The organism is Paraburkholderia steynii (assembly GCF_900100565.1).
Lineage (GTDB): Bacteria > Pseudomonadota > Gammaproteobacteria > Burkholderiales > Burkholderiaceae > Paraburkholderia > Paraburkholderia terrae.
Window position 1 is genome coordinate 62,034 of record NZ_FNDI01000007.1, and the last position, 16,509, is coordinate 78,542.

Below are 16,509 nucleotides of genomic sequence, written 5' to 3' on the forward strand. Positions count from 1 at the left end.
CTCCCTTGTTGAAGTTGCCGGCTGATCGGCCCGCGTGGTGGGCCCACGGAGCGGTCTTTTTGGCGGCGGCATCTGGCGATGGTAGGAAGCCATTAATCGAGGTGTTATCGAAAATCGGCAAAGTTTTGATCGGATTGTTGTGTTTTCTTTTGTTGAGCCCGGGGTTAAGTCGATGCTGAATATGCGCGACGATTGACGGGCAGCAGCAGCGAAAAATCCGCAGGATTTGGTAAATCGCCGCGTGCTATCGTGTTTTCATCGATCCTTTTCCGATCCTTGCCATGAACGATATCGGCCATCGCGCGCGCTACGCTGCACGGCTCGCTCACGTGCTCGACCATATCTACGATCACCTCGACGAACCGCTCGATATCGACCGGCTTGCCGGAATTGCGTGTCTGTCGCCGTATCACTGGCACCGGATTTATCAGGCCATGTACGGCGAAACGGTCGCGACGACCGTGCGCCGGTTGCGTCTGCATCGCGCGGCCGGCTTTCTCGCCAATGGGTCGATGCCGATTGCCGAGATCGCCGAGCGGTCCGGCTATAGCAGTTTGCAGTCGTTCACGCGGACGTTCAGCGCCGTCTTCGGCATGCCGCCCGCGCTGTATCGGAAGGCCGGGACACACAGCCGGTTCCGGCCATCACTTGCGGATTCAGGAGAGTGCCAAATGACGATGAGAGATGTGGTGATACGCGATATCGAGGGCTTCGACGTGCTGAGCGTCGATCATGTCGGGCCGTATATGCAGATCGGCAAGGCGTTCGATACGCTGATGGGATGGCTGGCTTCCCGTGGCCTGCTGTCGAACGAGATGCGGATGATCGGGATTTACTACGATGATCCGACGGCCGTGGCCGAGGGTGAGTTGCGGTCGAAGGCGGGTGTATGGCTGCCGCGTGCCGTCGATGTGTCAGGTGATGGGCTGGTGAGCGTCACGTCGATCGCGGGCGGCAGGTACGCGGTGTTGCGGCATAAGGGGCCTTACGCGGATATGGCGTCGGCTTATCAGTGGCTTTACGGCGAGTGGCTGGTGAACTCAGAACATGAGGCCGCCGACGCCCCGGTGTTCGAGGAGTATTTGAATAATCCTAAGGAGACCGCTCCGGCGAACTTGCTGACGGATATTTGCTTGCCGGTGGTTTAGGAATGGTTCGTGCTCGATTCCGATGTTCTGCTGGTGTCGGATGTGGGTGTGAGGATGAAGCGGTATCGGGATTTGAGCGGCCAGTCGGGTGTCGTGGCTTACGAGGTATCGGATGACGCGATCACCGTGAAGTTTCGTGACGGTGACGTGTATCTGTACGACCATGCGACGACGGGACGGCGGGAAGTTGAGGAGATGAAGCGGCTGGCCGTCGCAGGGCAAGGCTTGTCGACTTATATCTCGCGCGTCGTGAAGGATCGGTATGCGCGTAAATGGTCTTGAGATTTCTTCGGCGATAAAAAAACTCCAACCGGTGACGGTTGGAGTTTTTGTTGGTGCCTAGCTGATTCCGCTCGGGACGCTCAAACGTCGATATTCCCCGCCCGCAACGCATTGCTCTCGATAAACGCGCGACGCGGCTCGACTTCATCGCCCATCAGCGTCGTAAAGATCCCATCCGCTGCAATCGCATCTTCGATCTGGACGCGCAGCAAGCGACGCACGCTCGGATCCATCGTCGTTTCCCAGAGCTGTCCAGGATTCATCTCACCGAGTCCCTTATAGCGCTGCTTAGAAACGTTCCGCTCGGCATCGGCGATTAGCCATTTCATCGCGCTCTTGAAGTCGCCGACAGCCATGCTCCGCTCACCGCGCTTGATGACAGCGCCCTCGCCGATCAGTCCCTTGAAGGTGTTCGCCGTGTTCACGAGTTGCTGATAGTCCGCCGTGAGCTGGAACTCTTCGTCGATGACCGAAACCTTCACGTTGCCATGATGACGACGCTCGACGCGCAGCGAACGCAGTTCGCGCACCGGGTCGTACATCGGGATCACGTTGACTTCGGGTTTGAGCGGATCGTCGCGCAGCTTGGCCTGAAGTGAAGCGGCCGATACCTCCGTCGACTGCTCGCTCGACAGATCGATCGTCACGCCATCCATCACCGCGCCAAGCGCCGCTTCGTCGTACAACCGGCTCAGACGATCCACGACTCCCTGCGCCAGCAGATAGGAACGAGCCAGCTCGCCCAGCGCATCGCCCGCAATCGGCGTCGCGCCTTCTGACGGGATCAGTTCAGACCCGTTCAGAGCCAGACGCAGCATATGTGCGTTCAACTCCGCGGTGTCCTTCAGATAACGCTCGTCCTTGCCCGCCTTCACCTTGTACAGCGGCGGTTGCGCGATGTAGATATAGCCGCGCTCGATCATCTCCGGCATCTGACGATAGAAGAACGTCAGCAGCAGCGTACGGATGTGCGCGCCGTCGACGTCCGCGTCGGTCATGATGATGATGCGGTGATAGCGCAGCTTGTCGAGGTTGTAGTCTTCCTTGCCGATGCCGCAGCCCAGCGCCGTAATCAGCGTGACGATCTGTTCCGACGACAGCAGCTTGTCGTAACGCGCCTTCTCGACGTTCAGCACCTTGCCGCGCAGCGGCAGAATGGCCTGGAATTTTCTGTCGCGACCCTGCTTTGCCGAGCCCCCTGCCGAATCACCCTCGACGATGTAAATCTCAGACTTCGCGGGATCTTTCTCTTGGCAGTCTGCCAGCTTGCCGGGCAGACCGACGCCGTCCAGCACGCCCTTGCGTCGCGTCATTTCACGCGCCTTGCGCGCTGCGTCGCGAGCACGCGCGGCATCGACGATCTTGCCGCAAATGATCTTCGCGTCGTTCGGTGTTTCGAGCAGGAATTCTTCGAGCGCCTTCGCGACCACTTCTTCCACGGGCGCGCGCACTTCCGAAGAAACCAGCTTGTCCTTCGTCTGCGAACTGAACTTCGGCTCGGGCACCTTCACCGACAGCACACACGACAGCCCTTCGCGCATGTCGTCGCCCGACGTTTCGACCTTCGCCTTCTTCGCGATTTCATGGTCGACGATGTACTTGTTGATCACGCGCGTCATGGCCGCGCGCAGACCCGTCAAATGGCTACCGCCGTCGCGCTGCGGAATGTTGTTCGTGAAGGTCAGTACGTTCTCGTTGTAGCTATCGTTCCACTGCATCGCCACTTCGACGCCCACGCCGTCCTTCTCGCCGACGATATGGAAAATGGTCGGATGCAGTACGGTCTTCGTCTTGTTGATGTACTCGACGAAGCCCTTCACGCCGCCGACAAATGCGAAATCGTCTTCCTTGCCGGAGCGTTGATCCGTGAGACGAATCCGCACGCCGTTGTTCAGGAACGAGAGTTCGCGAATACGCTTCGCGAGAATGTCGTAGTGATATTCGACATTGCCGAAGATTTCCAGATCGGCCATGAAATGCACTTCGGTGCCGCGATTCTCGGTGTCGCCAACCACGGGAATCGGCGACAGGCGTTCACCGTCCGCTTCTTCGATCACGCGGTTTTGCGGCACGCCACGGTGGAACTCCATGAAGTGCTTCTTGCCGTCACGACGCACGGTGAGGCGCAGCCACGACGACAGCGCGTTCACGCACGACACGCCCACGCCGTGCAGGCCGCCCGACACCTTGTAGCTGTTCTGGTCGAACTTGCCGCCCGCGTGCAGCTCGGTCATGACGATTTCAGCGGCGCTGCGCTTCGGGTCGTGCTTGTCGTCGCGCTTGATACCCGTCGGGATACCGCGGCCGTTGTCGGTGACGGAAATCGAGTTGTCGGCGTGGATGATGACCTGAATGTCGTCGCAATGACCGGCGAGTGCCTCGTCGATCGAATTGTCGAGCACCTCGAACACGAGGTGATGCAGACCGGTCCCGTCCGACGTATCGCCGATGTACATACCCGGTCGCTTGCGCACGGCCTCCAGACCTTCGAGGATCTGAATGGACGAGGCGCCGTAGCTGTTATCGGGTTGCGAATTGTTCGTTTCAGTCATGGATTTCTTCCGGATCTGCGTTACTGCTTCGTTACTGCTCGGAGCTTTTCAAAACACCATAAAAACACCAAAGGGGCGCTGCGCCCCTTGGTGTGTTCTTCGTGTTGGACGCGTCAGATGCGCATCGGCATCACCACGTATTTGAACTCGTCGTTCTCGGGAATGGTGATCAGCGCGCTCGAACTCGCGTCGCCGAGGCTGATTTCCAGCAGGTCAACCTTCAGGTTCGCGAGCACGTCGAGCAGGTACGTGACGTTGAAACCGATGTCGATGCTGTCGCCCTGGTACGGGATTTCGAGTTCTTCCTGGGCTTCTTCCTGGTCCGCGTTGGTGGACATGATCTTCAGCTGGCCCGGCTCGACGATGCAGCGCACGCCCTTGAACTTGTCCGAGGTCAGAATGGCCGCGCGTTGCAGCGAACGTTGCAGCTCTTCGCGGCCGATCACGAACGTGTTCTTGTGCGACTTCGGAATCACGCGCTGGAAGTCGGGGAACTTGCCTTCGACCAGCTTCGATACCAGTTCGACGCCGCCGAACGTGAACTTGACCTGCGTGGGCGCAATGTCGATCTTGAGGACATCGTCGATGTCTTCGAGCAGACGCTGCAGTTCGAGAATCGTCTTACGCGGGATGATGACTTCCTGGCGCGCGAACGAGCCTTCGATCTTCATCGACGAGAACGCGAGACGGTGACCGTCCGTCGCGACAGCCATCAACTGGTCGCCATCGACCACCAGCAGCATGCCGTTCAGGTAGTAACGGATGTCCTGCTGCGCCATGGCGAAGTGGACCATACCGAGCAACTGGCGGAATGTTTTTTGGGGAACCGCGAGATTTGCGCCGAAGTCTTTAGCTTGAGCGACGGTCGGGAACTCGTCGGCCGCCAGCGTCTGCAAGGCGAAACGGCTTTTGCCGGACTGGACCGTCAGACGTTTGTCGTTCAGGGTCAGCGTGACTTGCCCGTCGGGCATCGCGCGCAGAATGTCGAGCAGCTTGCGTGCCGCTACCGTCGTGGCCACCGAGTCACCGCCGACGCCAAAGTCGGCACGCGTGGTGATTTGTAGTTCGAGGTCGGTGGACAGGAACGAGACGTCCGGGCCGTTCTTGGTAATCAGCAAATTGGCGAGGATCGGCAACGTATGACGGCGTTCGACAATGCCGCTCACGGTTTGCAGCGGCCTGAGGAGGTTATCGCGTTCGGTCTTGACCAGTTGCATAGAGTTCCTTCGTTGATGTGACGGCCTGCGCGCCTTGCCCGGCAGTATTGAAGCGCGCGGCCCCGGCCCCCCGCCGGCGCGGTACTGCGCCAGTCACGGCATTTGAATCCCGTCCGCTTTTGCCGGACGGTTAAACCTGTATTGTGCCTGAAAATGGAAGCACTTCCCTAAATTGGGGGTGGCTTGCGCAATAAACAGATCGAATTTTCCGACCGGTTCGAGGAAACCCTCGACCTGATCCGGCCCTCCAACCTCGCCTCAACCCTTCAGCGTCTGCTCCAGCACGTGAAGCTCGTGATTGAGTTGCGCGTCCTTGCCGCGCTCGTCGGCGATCTTGCGCACCGCGTGCAGCACTGTGGTGTGGTCGCGCCCGCCGAACAGCTCGCCGATTTCCGGCAGGCTCTTTTGCGTCAGCTCCTTGGCCAGGTACATCGCAATCTGGCGCGGACGCGCGATATTGGCCGGGCGCTTCTTCGAATACATGTCGGCGACCTTGATGCTGTAGAAGTCGGCGACCGTTTTCTGGATGTTTTCCACCGAAATCTGCCGGTTCTGCACCGTCAACAGGTCTTTCAGCGCTTCCTTGGTCAGCTCGATCGTGATTTCGCGGCCGTGGAACTTCGAGTACGCGAGAATCTTGCGCAGCGCGCCTTCCAGTTCGCGAACGTTCGAGCGCAGATGCTTCGCGACGAAAAACGCGACATCCTCGTTCAGATTCACGCCTTCCGACTGCGCCTTGCGCATCAGAATCGCGACGCGCATCTCAAGCTCGGGCGGTTCGATTGCGACGGTCAGGCCGGAATCGAAACGCGAGATCAGACGGTCGTCGATACCCGAGATTTCTTTCGGATAGGTATCGCTGGTGATGATCACCTGTGCCTTGTTCGCAACCAGCGCTTCGAACGCGTAGAAGAATTCTTCCTGCGTACGGGATTTGCCCGAGAAGAACTGAATATCGTCGATCAGCAGCAGGTCGAGCGAATGGTAGTAGCGCTTGAAGTCGTCGAATGCCTTGCGCTGGTATGCCTTCACCACGTCCGAGACGTACTGTTCCGCGTGGATGTAGCGGATGCGTGCGCCCGCTTTGTCCATCAGCAGCTGATTGCCAATCGCGTGAATCAGGTGGGTCTTGCCAAGGCCCACGCCGCCGTACAGGAACAGCGGGTTGTACGAGATGCCGGGATTGTCGGCGACCTGGATCGCGGCCGCGCGCGCCAGTTGGTTCGCCTTGCCGGTCACGAAATTGTCGAAGGTGAGCACGGGGTTCAGCTTCGAACGCTCGTACATCGAGTCGCTTTCGCCGTTCGCGGCCGCGCCTGGACGCCACGTGCGGCGTGCGGCAGCGGCTTCGTTCGCGTCGAGGCTGGGAAGATCGAGGTCGGCGGCATCGTCGGTCAGTTGCGCGGCGTGCGTGTGCGCGCCGTGGCCCGCGCGTGTCGCGTGCGCCGCCTGGACGGCGCCGACTGCCGCGTCGACGGCTGCGGCGGCACTGCGCGCGCCCACCGACGATGGCCGCGACGGCGCGGCAGGCGCCGAACGCACGCCTGCTTTGGGATCGAGGACGAACTGGACGTCGACGGGCGAATGCCAGAAGTCACGCGCGAGATCGGTGATGCGACCGGAAAACTGGCTCTTGACCCAATCCAGCTTGAAACGGTTCGGCGCTGCGATGCTCAGGGTATTCGCATCGGCGTCGAAGGCGACCGGGGCCAACGGTTTGATCCACGTCACGTACTGCTGGGGCGTCAATTCACGCTCCAGCAATGCGGAACAGTGTTGCCAGAATTCGTTCATCAAGTTGCTATCGTTATGTTTGCGACGCGTCCCGCCGGCGCTCTGATCGCGTGATACGCGACGAGGCCCGAAGCAGCCAGGCGGAAAAGCCCCAGACGCTTGTGCCACAAGGGTTTGCGGGGTCAAGCGGGCCGGGGCGGCGTGCGTGATTTTTGGGAAGTAAGGCGAGATTCTACCGCCAAAACGGTGCGTAAAGTGAGTTATCCACAGGGCCCGATCAAACACCGCCGGCAATCGCCGCCTGTGGATCATCGCCCTAAACTATTGACGACTCAGAGAAAACCGGTTTAAATAGCGGGTTCCGCGAAAACCAATTTTCGAACCTCCGGCCATTGCACTTTCAGCGATGCTCGCGCGGTTATTTCTCAACAAGTGAGAGCAACATGAAACGTACCTACCAACCTTCCGTGACGCGCCGTAAGCGCACCCATGGCTTCCGCGTTCGCATGAAGACCGCTGGTGGCCGCAAAGTCATCAACGCACGCCGCGCGAAGGGCCGCAAACGCCTCGCCATCTAAGGCAGGCTGATACGCGGTCAAGCCGAGTGCGCGCTGTGTCCGACACCCGTGACGCTGCGGGAACGGCAGACGCGCCGCATCAGAACGTCGTTCCGGTGCAGGCGTCCGCAGCCTTTCCCAAAGCCGCAAGGCTGCTAAAAACGGATGAATTTTCATCCGTTTTTCGTTTGCGCCCGTGGCGTCGAACGGCTCACTTCGTCGTGTACGCGCGGCCCACGGGCAACGAAGCGCGGCTCGGCCTCGTAATCGGCAAGAAGTTTGCGCCGCGCGCGGTCACGCGCAATCTGGTGAAGCGCCTCGCGCGCGAAGCGTTTCGCTTGCGTCGCGCGGAGTTCGGCGGTTGGGACGTGTTGCTGCGCCTGCACGCCAAATTCGACAGGAAGGCGATGCCCAGCGGATCGTCGCCGCCGTTGAAAGCGCTGTGCCGTGGCGAAATCGATGTGCTGCTCGACAAGGCGGCGCGCGAAATCGCCCGTCGCGAAGCGCCGGCAGCATCGGCAGGACAGGCGGCCGACACGCCGCCAGCCGCGCCATGAGACCCGCGCAGTCCACGTGCGCGGCTGTTTTGCGGCGCTTCTTATCGGGCGGCGCGGTTGGGCCGCACTAGTCATGCAAACGGTATTATTCGCCTTGCTGCGTTTCTACAAGATTGCCGTGAGTCCCATGCTCGGCAATCGGTGCCGTTTTTATCCCTCCTGTTCGGATTACGCGCGCGAAGCAATCCAGTATCATGGCGCCGCGCGTGGTACTTACCTCGCCGCCAGGCGCCTGTGCCGCTGTCACCCGTTTTCGGCGGGCGGCATCGATCTTGTCCCGCCTCCAACTCCTAAGAAGCGCTGACGCGCTGTGCCATCGACACTGAGACAACGCATGGATATCAAACGCACCGTCCTATGGGTCATCTTCTTCATGTCAGCTGTCATGCTGTTCGACAACTGGCAGCGCGACCATGGACGCCCGTCGATGTTCTTCCCGAGCGCGACGCAGACCAAGACGGCAGCTCCTGCTGCGCCGGGTTCGGCGGCGGCGGGAAGCCAACCAGCCGATTTGCCGCAGACGAGCGCCGCGGCGCCCGGCTCGACGGCACCCGCTACGCAGCAGGCCCAGCTGGTTTCCTTCAGCACTGACGTCTACCGCGGCCAGATCGACACGCGCGGCGGCACGCTGTCCAAGCTCACGCTGGTCAAGCCGGGCGAGGGCAAGCAGCCCGATCAGGTGATCACGCTGTTCGACCACACGGCCGATCACACGTATCTCGCGCGCACGGGCCTGCTCGGCGGCGACTTCCCGAACCACACCGACGTGTTCACGCCCGTTCCCGGTCAGGCGACCGACATGACGGGCAACACGCTGAAGCTGTCGTTCGAGTCGCCGGAAAAGGGCGGCCTGAAGGTCGTGAAGACCTACACGTTCACGCGCGGCAGCTATGTGATCGACGTCGACACGAAGATCCAGAACGTCGGCACGACGCCCGTCAAGCCGACCGCGTACATGGAACTCGTGCGCGACAGCCAGCCTGTCGAAACGCCGCGCTTCTCGCACACGTTCATCGGGCCGGCTGTGTACACGGAGCAGCATCACTTCCAGAAGCTGACGTTCGGCGACATCGACAAGAACAAGGAAGACTACGCAACCTCCGCCGACAATGGCTGGGTCGCGATGGTGCAGCACTATTTCGCGTCGGCGTGGATTCCCCAGCAAGGCGTCAAGCGTGATATCTACGTCGAGAAGATCGATCCGTCGCTGTATCGCGTGGGCGTCAAGCAGCCGCTGCAGACGATCGAGCCAGGTAAGACGGTCGACGTGAATGCGCGTCTGTTCGCCGGTCCGGAAGAAGAGCGCATGCTCGAAGGCATCGCGCCGGGTCTGGAACTGGTGAAGGACTACGGCTGGGTGACGATCATCGCGAAGCCGCTGTTCTGGCTGCTCGAGAAGATCCACAGCTACGTCGGCAACTGGGGCTGGGCAATCGTGCTGCTGACGCTGCTGATCAAGGCGGTGTTCTTCCCGCTGTCGGCTGCGAGCTACAAGTCGATGGCCCGCATGAAGGAAATCACGCCGCGTATGCAGGCGCTGCGCGAGCGTTTCAAGGGCGATCCGCAGAAGATGAACGCGGCTCTGATGGAGCTGTACAAGACTGAGAAAGTGAATCCGTTCGGCGGCTGTCTGCCCGTCGTGATTCAGATTCCGGTGTTTATCTCGCTGTACTGGGTGCTGCTGTCGTCGGTGGAAATGCGCGGCGCGCCGTGGATTCTCTGGATTCACGATCTGTCGCAACAAGATCCGTACTTCATCCTGCCGGTGCTGATGGCCGTCTCGATGTTTATTCAGACGAAGCTCAACCCGACGCCGCCGGACCCCGTCCAGGCCAAAATGATGATGTTCATGCCGATCGCGTTCTCGGTCATGTTCTTCTTCTTCCCGGCGGGTCTCGTGCTGTACTACGTCGTGAACAACGTGCTGTCGATCGCACAGCAGTACTACATCACGCGCATGATGGGGCAAAAGAGAAAGGCCGCCTGATAGTGCTCGGATCGGACGGATAACCCTCCGATCCGATCCGAAGTAGACGTAAAAAAAACCGCCCGGTTTCAGCCGGGCGGTTTTTTACGTCTGCAACTTTTTACGCGTTATCAGCGTCGCCGTAAAACTGCGAGATCAATTCCTGAACCAGATAACGATGATGCGGTGTCAATGATTCGATTTTCGACGCCAGCTCGAGCGTCTCGGGCGAAAGCGGATATTTCTCACCACGCGCCAATGGCTTCGGAACATTCCGGGTCGATCCTCCGGGCGAAGGCCCGTAATGAAGCCAGTGGACATCCACTTCGAGCCATGCCGCGAGCGTGCGCAACTTGTCGTCAGTGGGGATCGTGCGGCCGCTCAGCCACTTATGCACCGTTTGCGGTGACACGGGTTGATCGCCGCGATGGCGTAGATTGAAGTGCAATGCGAGATCGGTCCCGCCCTTGAGTCTTTCCGGGGCGCGTCTCATCGCGAATTTGAGTCGCTCGGCAAAAGCCGCTTTTTCTTCGACGGTTGGCATCGGCAGATTGTGCAGTCCGTCGCATCGCAGGTAGACAACTGTACACGCTACATTTCGCGTGTCTGAGATTTGCCTATCTCGTTACAGCAACCCATCGGAAGCGTTCTCCAAAATACTCTGGAGTCCGCTTAACGTTTATTTGTAGGGCTTAGACTACACGAAGAGTCCGAATTCCTCTATTTGTAGTCGTCGGAATCTCTTAGCTTAACTAGGCTAAATCTGAAACATCTCGTTCACCAGCGACGACGAGGTCCCCGCGCTAACGCCCGAAAGGCCCGCGTTACAATGCCAGGCGTTCAGCGCACCGCCAGTGTGCTGCTTTCTTACTCCTCTCTGCCGCTTCCGACATGCTCGCAACCGATTCCGATCCGATCGTCGCCATTGCCACCGCGCCCGGCCGCGGCGGGATAGGTGTGGTGCGGATTTCGTTCGGGCGCGCCGGCGAAGCGGCAGCGCAGCCGATGATGCAGGCGCTCACCGGGCAACCGCTGACACCGCGCCACGCGAGCTACGTCCCGTTTCTTGACGGCGGCGGAAATGCGCTCGATCGCGGCATCGCGCTGTATTTTCCGGCTCCGCATTCCTACACCGGCGAGCATGTGCTCGAGTTGCAGGGGCACGGCGGCCCGATCGTGCTCCAGCTGGTTCTGCAGCGCTGCATCGATGCCGGCCGCGCATTCGGTCTGCGACTTGCGGAACCGGGTGAGTTCACGCGTCGCGCGTTTCTCAACGACAAGCTCGATCTCGCGCAGGCCGAGGCGGTCGCCGATCTGATCGAAGCCAGCACGGAAGCGGCCGCGCGCTCGGCTGGGCGCTCGCTGGAAGGCGCGTTTTCGCGCGATATCCATGCTTTGGTCGAAGAGGTGATCACGTTGCGGATGCTCGTCGAGGCGACGCTCGATTTCCCCGAAGAAGAAATCGATTTCCTCGAAGCCGCCGACGCACGCGGCAAGCTTGCTCGCATACGCGAGCGTCTCGCACTAGTGCTCAGCGAGGCCCGGCAAGGCGCGCTGCTGCGCGAGGGCTTGTCCGTCGTGCTGGCCGGGCAGCCGAACGTCGGCAAATCGTCGCTGCTGAATGCGCTCGCGGGCGCTGAACTCGCAATCGTCACGCCGATTGCCGGCACGACCCGCGACAAGGTCGCGCAGACGATACAGATCGAAGGCATCCCCCTGCATGTGATCGACACGGCGGGGCTGCGTGAGACGGAAGACGAGGTCGAGAAGATCGGTATCGAGCGGACCTGGGGGGAGATCCAGCGCGCCGATGTCGTGCTACATCTGCTCGACGCCCGCTCGGGCATGACCGCCGACGACGATTCGATCGCCGCGCGTTTTCCGATGGGCGTGCCCGTCGTGCGCGTGCTGAACAAGACCGATCTGACGGGAATCGCACCGGGCGTTACCAGCTTGAATGGCGCGGACGAGGGCGATTCGTGCGAAGTTCGCCTGTCCGCAAAAAGGGGCGACGGGATCGACTTGCTGCGGGGCGAACTACTGCGCATCGCGGGTTGGCAAGCCGGCGCGGAAACCGTCTATCTGGCGCGCGAGCGGCATCTGATTGCGCTTCGTGCCGCGCAAGAACATTTGGGACTCGCCGCAGAACACGCTGATCAGAATGCGCAAGCTCTGGATCTGTTCGCTGAAGAATTGCGACTGGCTCAGGATCAACTCAATTCGATCACCGGTGAATTCACTTCCGACGACCTACTTGGTGTAATTTTCAGCAGGTTTTGTATCGGCAAATAGGCATTTACCGATGGGCCATATACATGGCTTTTCTGCACTTCCATCGAAGCTGGTTTTCGGTACACAACCCTGTACACTCTGTATTTGACGCACCCTGTGTACCGAACCCGCAAGCATGCCAAAACTCGCGACGCCACTCAGCGAATCCCACATCCGCACCTTGCAGCCGCGCGCCACGCGTTACAGCGTCGCCGACGGCAACGGTCTCATCCTCGAAGTCATGCCGACCGGAAAGAAGGTCTGGCGCTTCCGCTATACGCTCAATGGGCGTCGACAACCGATGGTCACGATCGGCGACTATCAGCTGATGTCATTGCGCGTCGCTCGAGCCAGGGCGCAGAAGTATGCGGAAATCGTCGGGCAGGGCTTGTCGCCCGTGTCCATAGCGAGGCAGGACCGGGGCGCCGAAAAGCGCGTCGATGTGCTGCGCGACGGCGCCGAACTCTACGTGACGTCGGCGATGGCCCGCAAGTCCGACGAGTACCGACGCACGACGCAGCGCGCGCTCGACAAGGACATCCTGCCCGCGATCGGGCACAAAGCGATCGCGCAGGTCACGACGGAAGATATCCAGTCGATCTGCGACGCAATCAAGAGTCGGGGCGCGCCGCAGATGGCGCTCCATACGCGCAATGTCGCAAGGCGGCTGTTCGCGTTTCTGATCGCGCGGCAACTCGCGAGCATCAATCCCGCCGATGCCATCCCCGCGCGCACGATCGCGACGCAGGACGGCCGCTCGCGCGTGCTGACGGGAAGCGAAATCGGCACGTTGCTGCGTACGATCTATACGTCGAGCATTCGGCGGCCTCTAAAGCTCGCGCTCCATCTACTCGTGCTCACGATGGTCAATAAATCCGAGTTGATCGAAGCGGCGTGGCGCGAATTCGATCTCGACGCAGGTGTCTGGGCGATTCCCGCCGCGCGTGCGAGCAATGGGCGCGAGCGCCGCGTCTATCTGTCAAGTCAGTCGCTGGCGATGTTGCGCGAGTTACGCGGCATCGGAAGCAGTCGCAACCATGTCTTCCCGTCGACGCGAGGCAGCGAAGATCGACCGATTGCAAAGGGCACGCTGAATCAGGCGGCCAAAACGCTCCGACTGGAGGGCGAACATTTCGTACTCCACGATTTCCGCCGCACGGGGTTGAGTCATCTGCGCGATTTGTTGCAATCGGCAGATGGCGAGGATGCATTTGCAGAAGCCGAGGACACGGTCACTGTGCGTGAGATGCAGCTCTGGGCCGATTACGTCGACGCGCAGGTTGAAGAGCAAGCAAATTCGCCGATGGGGATACGCTGATCTTAAAGACCGATTTATTGGTACACAGTGCCGGATCGCTTGCGCGTACAGGCTCGCCTGCCAACGAAGCATCCCTATTAAACGAGGTTTCCAGACGATTCAGCACGGCACGTGCGGCCCAAGATACACTTTAAGGTACACACGGCTCGCTCAATGTGCCTGCATCCCTTGTTGCGAATATCTTCGCGCGATAAAACCACGGTTACACCCCGGAATCCGTCCCGCCGAAACATCACCCGTGCAAAGCTACCTGCTCAACATCAGGCTCTACGAATACCTCGGCGACAGGCGCCGAGTAGACATCTGAGCCGTGCCGGTCGTAGTGATCGAGCCGGAGCAACAGACTGTCGAGCGCGCACAGTTGAATTTTGGTGAGAGAAGGAGCATCGAGCAGCGCGTGCAACCTCATGCGCCAGTACTCCGAAGTAAGGATCGTGCCGCCCATGTCCCCAAGCAGCGATGGCCACATGACGCGCGAAATGTGCGCGATTTCCTGATCGATCAATCGGTTCATGTCGTCCCCCGTGACGTCTCGACAAGGCCAAAGTTTTTTACATCTGATGATTAACTTTAGCCGGATTTCAGCCAGTCACTACCTATGCAAACAAATAGGTATCCCGGCGATGTCGGGCCACAAACTAACGACATCGCATGGCCTAAAGCGTACGCATGCCGGTCGCATGACAATCGGGGGAACAGAATGATGTTTGGGCGTCAGTTTGACGACGTGACGCATACGGGCGCGTGAGATGGAGCGCATCCGCAAGGCGACACGGTGCGCGAAACAGGACATTCAAGCGAGGAGTACAAAGCAGAGCACGCAAAAGAGCTAAGCGTCATCCTCCGGCGGCTCGGGCGCGCGCGGCACTGAACCGCAAAGCGAGGTCAACGCGACGCTGACCACAATCAGCGCCGACATGAACAGCCAGTACTCCGTCCATGAGAAAGAGAAGGCCAGCACATTAGCCTCCGTTCGCTCCGGATACTGTCAACCCGCCTAATGATGCAGCAGGCTGCGAATCGGATGCCGCCAGTCCATCCGCCTGTGATGGTCGTCATCGTGCAAGGCTTGGCGATGTTCCTGCCAGAGTTCGTCGGAAAACAGAAACGCGACGATGAGTAGCGGCACGATCAGAAACGCGCCCAGAATCAGATGCTCGATCACAATAACCTCCTGATCGATGGAACAGCGACAATTTCATTGTAGGCGTGTTGCAAGTCACTGCGTGTGATCCACCGCGCACACCATGTGCGCGATTCGAGTGACGCAAGTAGCGCGCCCGATGCGTCGCGTTCTGCCGATCAGAATGCGCTTACGCTGTCGACTTCTTCCACGCCGCGGCCAGAAGTCCCGCGCCGATCAGCAGCGTGCCTCCTGTGCAGTTGACCCCGCGCTGCACGCGCGGACTGCGGATCGCGCGCCGCGCGGCTGAAGCAAGCACGGCATATCCCAACGCATTCAAGGTCCCGAGCGCGACGAAGGTGGCTTCGAAAATCGCAATCTGCGACCACGTGGCGACTTGCGTATCGATGAACTGCGGCACGAATGCCACGAAGAACACGATGCTTTTCGGATTGAGTGCCGTCACCGCATAGGCGTGCGCGAAGATCCGGCTCGGGCGGGTCTCGCCTGTGGAGGGCGCGTCGGCCGTCGACACGGGAGCACGCCACAGCTTGATGCCGAGATAGATCAGATACGCTGCGCCGAGCCACTTGAGGGCAGTGAACAGCGTCGCGGACGCGGCGAGGATCACGCCAAGCCCGAGCATTGACGCCGTCATCGACGTCAGATCGCCAAGCGCGACGCCCGCGGTCGTCACCATGGCAAATCGACGGCCGTGGCCGAGCGCATAAGAAATTACAAGCAGCACGGTAGGTCCGGGAATCGCGACGAGGATCGCGGAGGCGATGGCAAAGGGAAGCCAGTGTGCAAGTGTCATGAAAGTCTCCTGGGGACCGGGCCCGGCGCTTCGGCGCGTCGCTCCCGTTCGTGTTTTTGGGCCGATCGATTTATCCACGAACTCGGCGTTCGTGCAAGCGCCCGTTCGAATTCGTTCAGGAACACAGAGCGCATCGCCCTCAGGCATCTTTTTTATTCTGCGTTCGCTTCAGTTCGCGACGGTTTTTCATGAGTCGCGCGAATGACTTTGTGTGCAACGCATCAATGGCTTAGTCATTTATCGCAAACCGTTTAAAAACCATTTAAGCGTAAACGCTGATCCTGTCCGCAAAAGATTATCCACTATGCCTTCGCGCCTCCAATCGCAATTCGCAATCCGTCTAATAACCGCGGTATTACGTCATTAGGGCAGCATCAATTCGTACTCCAACGCAGTGCGACATTTAGCCGCTGTTGCGAGCGCACACAAAATGTGCTTGCCGTTCAAAACATTTCTTCTAGATTGAGAGACGTGCTTGTTTTTCGGCAGTTAAACACATAGCTAACCTGAGACGTACCCCGCAAGGAGGTAACCATGAACAAGCGAGTCGCCATTCTTTTCGCGCTGACGGGTCTATTGGCAGCTGCAGGCGCGCAGGCGCAGGACGTCGTGATCAAGCCCCAGCAAACGGTGCAGTTCAAGGCGAATTCATATGGCTGCCTGTCGAAGGACAAACTCGACGCCGTCACGCAACACGCGCAGGCCGGCGAGCAACAGCAAATGCAGGAGTTCTTCTCCGGTTTTCAGTGCATTTCCACGCCGGAGCATTCGGATTTCCGCGTAGTCCGCGTGGTTGGACATGACGTCGAATTCGTCAATGCCGGCAATAGCGATACGCAAGGTCTTTGGACTAACGACCGATTCATCAAGCAATAAGCATTTAAGTCGGATTGCACCCGACAGAAAATGTCGGGTGAATACAAACATTCCAACGAAAGCTTTCCTTTCGCGTTTCGGCATGGCCAGG

17 protein-coding genes are annotated in these 16,509 nt (G+C 59.7%); 9 read left to right on the top strand and 8 right to left on the bottom strand.

The window, feature by feature from the left end:
• The first annotated feature begins 281 nt into the window (after positions 1–281).
• Complete coding sequence (locus tag BLT65_RS14565; RefSeq protein ID WP_091778672.1) at positions 282–1,148, top strand: AraC family transcriptional regulator; 867 nt, start codon at positions 282–284, stop codon at positions 1,146–1,148.
• 9 nt (positions 1,149–1,157) lie between these two features.
• Entirely contained in the window at positions 1,158–1,430 is a 273-nt protein-coding gene (locus BLT65_RS14570) for a hypothetical protein (RefSeq protein ID WP_091778674.1), read from the top strand.
• An 80-nt stretch (positions 1,431–1,510) separates the two neighbouring features.
• Here the strand turns inward: BLT65_RS14570 and gyrB are convergent, their stop codons facing one another.
• The 3 genes from gyrB to dnaA form a co-directional block, all read right to left on the bottom strand.
• Entirely contained in the window at positions 1,511–3,982 is a 2,472-nt protein-coding gene (gene gyrB, locus BLT65_RS14575) for a DNA topoisomerase (ATP-hydrolyzing) subunit B (protein ID WP_091778676.1), read from the bottom strand.
• Between the two features lie 113 nt (positions 3,983–4,095).
• Positions 4,096–5,199, bottom strand: coding sequence for a DNA polymerase III subunit beta (gene dnaN / locus BLT65_RS14585; RefSeq protein WP_007581912.1), 1,104 nt, complete (start codon positions 5,197–5,199; stop codon positions 4,096–4,098).
• Positions 5,200–5,457: 258 nt separating this feature from the next.
• Positions 5,458–6,993 carry a chromosomal replication initiator protein DnaA gene (gene dnaA / locus BLT65_RS14590; RefSeq protein WP_042305048.1) on the bottom strand — a complete coding sequence of 512 codons (1,536 nt, stop codon included), beginning with the start codon at positions 6,991–6,993 and terminating at the stop codon, positions 5,458–5,460.
• Positions 6,994–7,376: 383 nt separating this feature from the next.
• Here dnaA and rpmH point away from each other — a divergent pair, with 383 nt between their 5' ends.
• From rpmH to yidC, 4 genes are all read left to right on the top strand, one after another.
• The gene (rpmH, locus tag BLT65_RS14595; protein ID WP_004198824.1) at positions 7,377–7,511 is read left to right on the top strand and encodes a 50S ribosomal protein L34; all 135 of its coding nucleotides are present in this window, start codon (positions 7,377–7,379) and stop codon (positions 7,509–7,511) included.
• Between the two features lie 26 nt (positions 7,512–7,537).
• A complete protein-coding gene (rnpA, locus tag BLT65_RS14600; protein WP_397326813.1) occupies positions 7,538–8,047 on the top strand; it encodes a ribonuclease P protein component in 510 nt (169 codons plus the stop codon).
• Positions 8,048–8,120: 73 nt separating this feature from the next.
• On the top strand, positions 8,121–8,351 hold the full coding sequence (gene yidD, locus BLT65_RS14605; protein ID WP_007581797.1) for a membrane protein insertion efficiency factor YidD: 231 nt from the start codon (positions 8,121–8,123) through the stop codon (positions 8,349–8,351).
• 30 nt (positions 8,352–8,381) lie between these two features.
• Positions 8,382–10,034 (top strand): membrane protein insertase YidC, encoded by a 1,653-nt coding sequence (yidC, locus tag BLT65_RS14610; RefSeq protein WP_091778680.1) that lies wholly within the window; start codon positions 8,382–8,384, stop codon positions 10,032–10,034.
• A 100-nt stretch (positions 10,035–10,134) separates the two neighbouring features.
• On the opposite strand, the gene BLT65_RS14615 is transcribed toward yidC, so the two are convergent.
• Positions 10,135–10,557 (bottom strand): transcriptional regulator, encoded by a 423-nt coding sequence (locus BLT65_RS14615; protein ID WP_042305050.1) that lies wholly within the window; start codon positions 10,555–10,557, stop codon positions 10,135–10,137.
• A 347-nt stretch (positions 10,558–10,904) separates the two neighbouring features.
• Here BLT65_RS14615 and mnmE point away from each other — a divergent pair, with 347 nt between their 5' ends.
• Positions 10,905–12,305 carry a tRNA uridine-5-carboxymethylaminomethyl(34) synthesis GTPase MnmE gene (gene mnmE / locus BLT65_RS14620; protein ID WP_091778682.1) on the top strand — a complete coding sequence of 467 codons (1,401 nt, stop codon included), beginning with the start codon at positions 10,905–10,907 and terminating at the stop codon, positions 12,303–12,305.
• A gap of 115 nt (positions 12,306–12,420) precedes the next feature.
• Complete coding sequence (locus BLT65_RS14625; RefSeq protein ID WP_091778684.1) at positions 12,421–13,602, top strand: tyrosine-type recombinase/integrase; 1,182 nt, start codon at positions 12,421–12,423, stop codon at positions 13,600–13,602.
• Positions 13,603–13,834: 232 nt separating this feature from the next.
• Here BLT65_RS14625 and BLT65_RS14630 read toward each other — a convergent pair whose 3' ends face one another.
• The 4 genes from BLT65_RS14630 to BLT65_RS14635 all read right to left on the bottom strand — a co-directional run bounded on the left by BLT65_RS14630 (position 13,835) and on the right by BLT65_RS14635 (position 15,542).
• On the bottom strand, positions 13,835–14,116 hold the full coding sequence (locus BLT65_RS14630) for a hypothetical protein (RefSeq protein WP_091778686.1): 282 nt from the start codon (positions 14,114–14,116) through the stop codon (positions 13,835–13,837).
• 315 nt (positions 14,117–14,431) lie between these two features.
• Positions 14,432–14,563 carry a hypothetical protein gene (locus tag BLT65_RS48410; protein WP_276314509.1) on the bottom strand — a complete coding sequence of 44 codons (132 nt, stop codon included), beginning with the start codon at positions 14,561–14,563 and terminating at the stop codon, positions 14,432–14,434.
• Between the two features lie 36 nt (positions 14,564–14,599).
• Positions 14,600–14,767, bottom strand: a complete 168-nt coding sequence (locus BLT65_RS47215) for a hypothetical protein (protein ID WP_028363935.1) — start codon at positions 14,765–14,767, stop codon at positions 14,600–14,602.
• A gap of 148 nt (positions 14,768–14,915) precedes the next feature.
• Positions 14,916–15,542: a LysE family translocator gene (locus tag BLT65_RS14635; RefSeq protein ID WP_042305054.1), complete on the bottom strand. Its 627-nt coding sequence runs from the start codon at positions 15,540–15,542 to the stop codon at positions 14,916–14,918.
• Between the two features lie 534 nt (positions 15,543–16,076).
• Here BLT65_RS14635 and sap1 point away from each other — a divergent pair.
• Positions 16,077–16,418 (top strand): surface attachment protein Sap1, encoded by a 342-nt coding sequence (gene sap1 / locus BLT65_RS14640; RefSeq protein WP_042305055.1) that lies wholly within the window; start codon positions 16,077–16,079, stop codon positions 16,416–16,418.
• Positions 16,419–16,509 lie beyond the last annotated feature (91 nt).

Bases quoted from the DNA above. Each gene is read 5' to 3' on its own strand.
- sap1 (WP_042305055.1), top strand. From the start codon at position 16,077: ATGAACAAGCGAGTCGCCATTCTTTTCGCGCTGACGGGTCTATTGGCA.
- BLT65_RS14615 (WP_042305050.1), bottom strand. From the start codon at position 10,557: ATGCCAACCGTCGAAGAAAAAGCGGCTTTTGCCGAGCGACTCAAATTC.
- yidC (WP_091778680.1), top strand. From the start codon at position 8,382: ATGGATATCAAACGCACCGTCCTATGGGTCATCTTCTTCATGTCAGCT.
- BLT65_RS14565 (WP_091778672.1), top strand. From the start codon at position 282: ATGAACGATATCGGCCATCGCGCGCGCTACGCTGCACGGCTCGCTCAC.
- BLT65_RS14635 (WP_042305054.1), bottom strand. From the start codon at position 15,542: ATGACACTTGCACACTGGCTTCCCTTTGCCATCGCCTCCGCGATCCTC.
- dnaN (WP_007581912.1), bottom strand. From the start codon at position 5,199: ATGCAACTGGTCAAGACCGAACGCGATAACCTCCTCAGGCCGCTGCAA.
- mnmE (WP_091778682.1), top strand. From the start codon at position 10,905: ATGCTCGCAACCGATTCCGATCCGATCGTCGCCATTGCCACCGCGCCC.
- dnaA (WP_042305048.1), bottom strand. From the start codon at position 6,993: ATGAACGAATTCTGGCAACACTGTTCCGCATTGCTGGAGCGTGAATTG.
- BLT65_RS14625 (WP_091778684.1), top strand. From the start codon at position 12,421: ATGCCAAAACTCGCGACGCCACTCAGCGAATCCCACATCCGCACCTTG.
- gyrB (WP_091778676.1), bottom strand. From the start codon at position 3,982: ATGACTGAAACGAACAATTCGCAACCCGATAACAGCTACGGCGCCTCG.
- yidD (WP_007581797.1), top strand. From the start codon at position 8,121: ATGCAAACGGTATTATTCGCCTTGCTGCGTTTCTACAAGATTGCCGTG.
- rpmH (WP_004198824.1), top strand. From the start codon at position 7,377: ATGAAACGTACCTACCAACCTTCCGTGACGCGCCGTAAGCGCACCCAT.
- BLT65_RS14630 (WP_091778686.1), bottom strand. From the start codon at position 14,116: ATGAACCGATTGATCGATCAGGAAATCGCGCACATTTCGCGCGTCATG.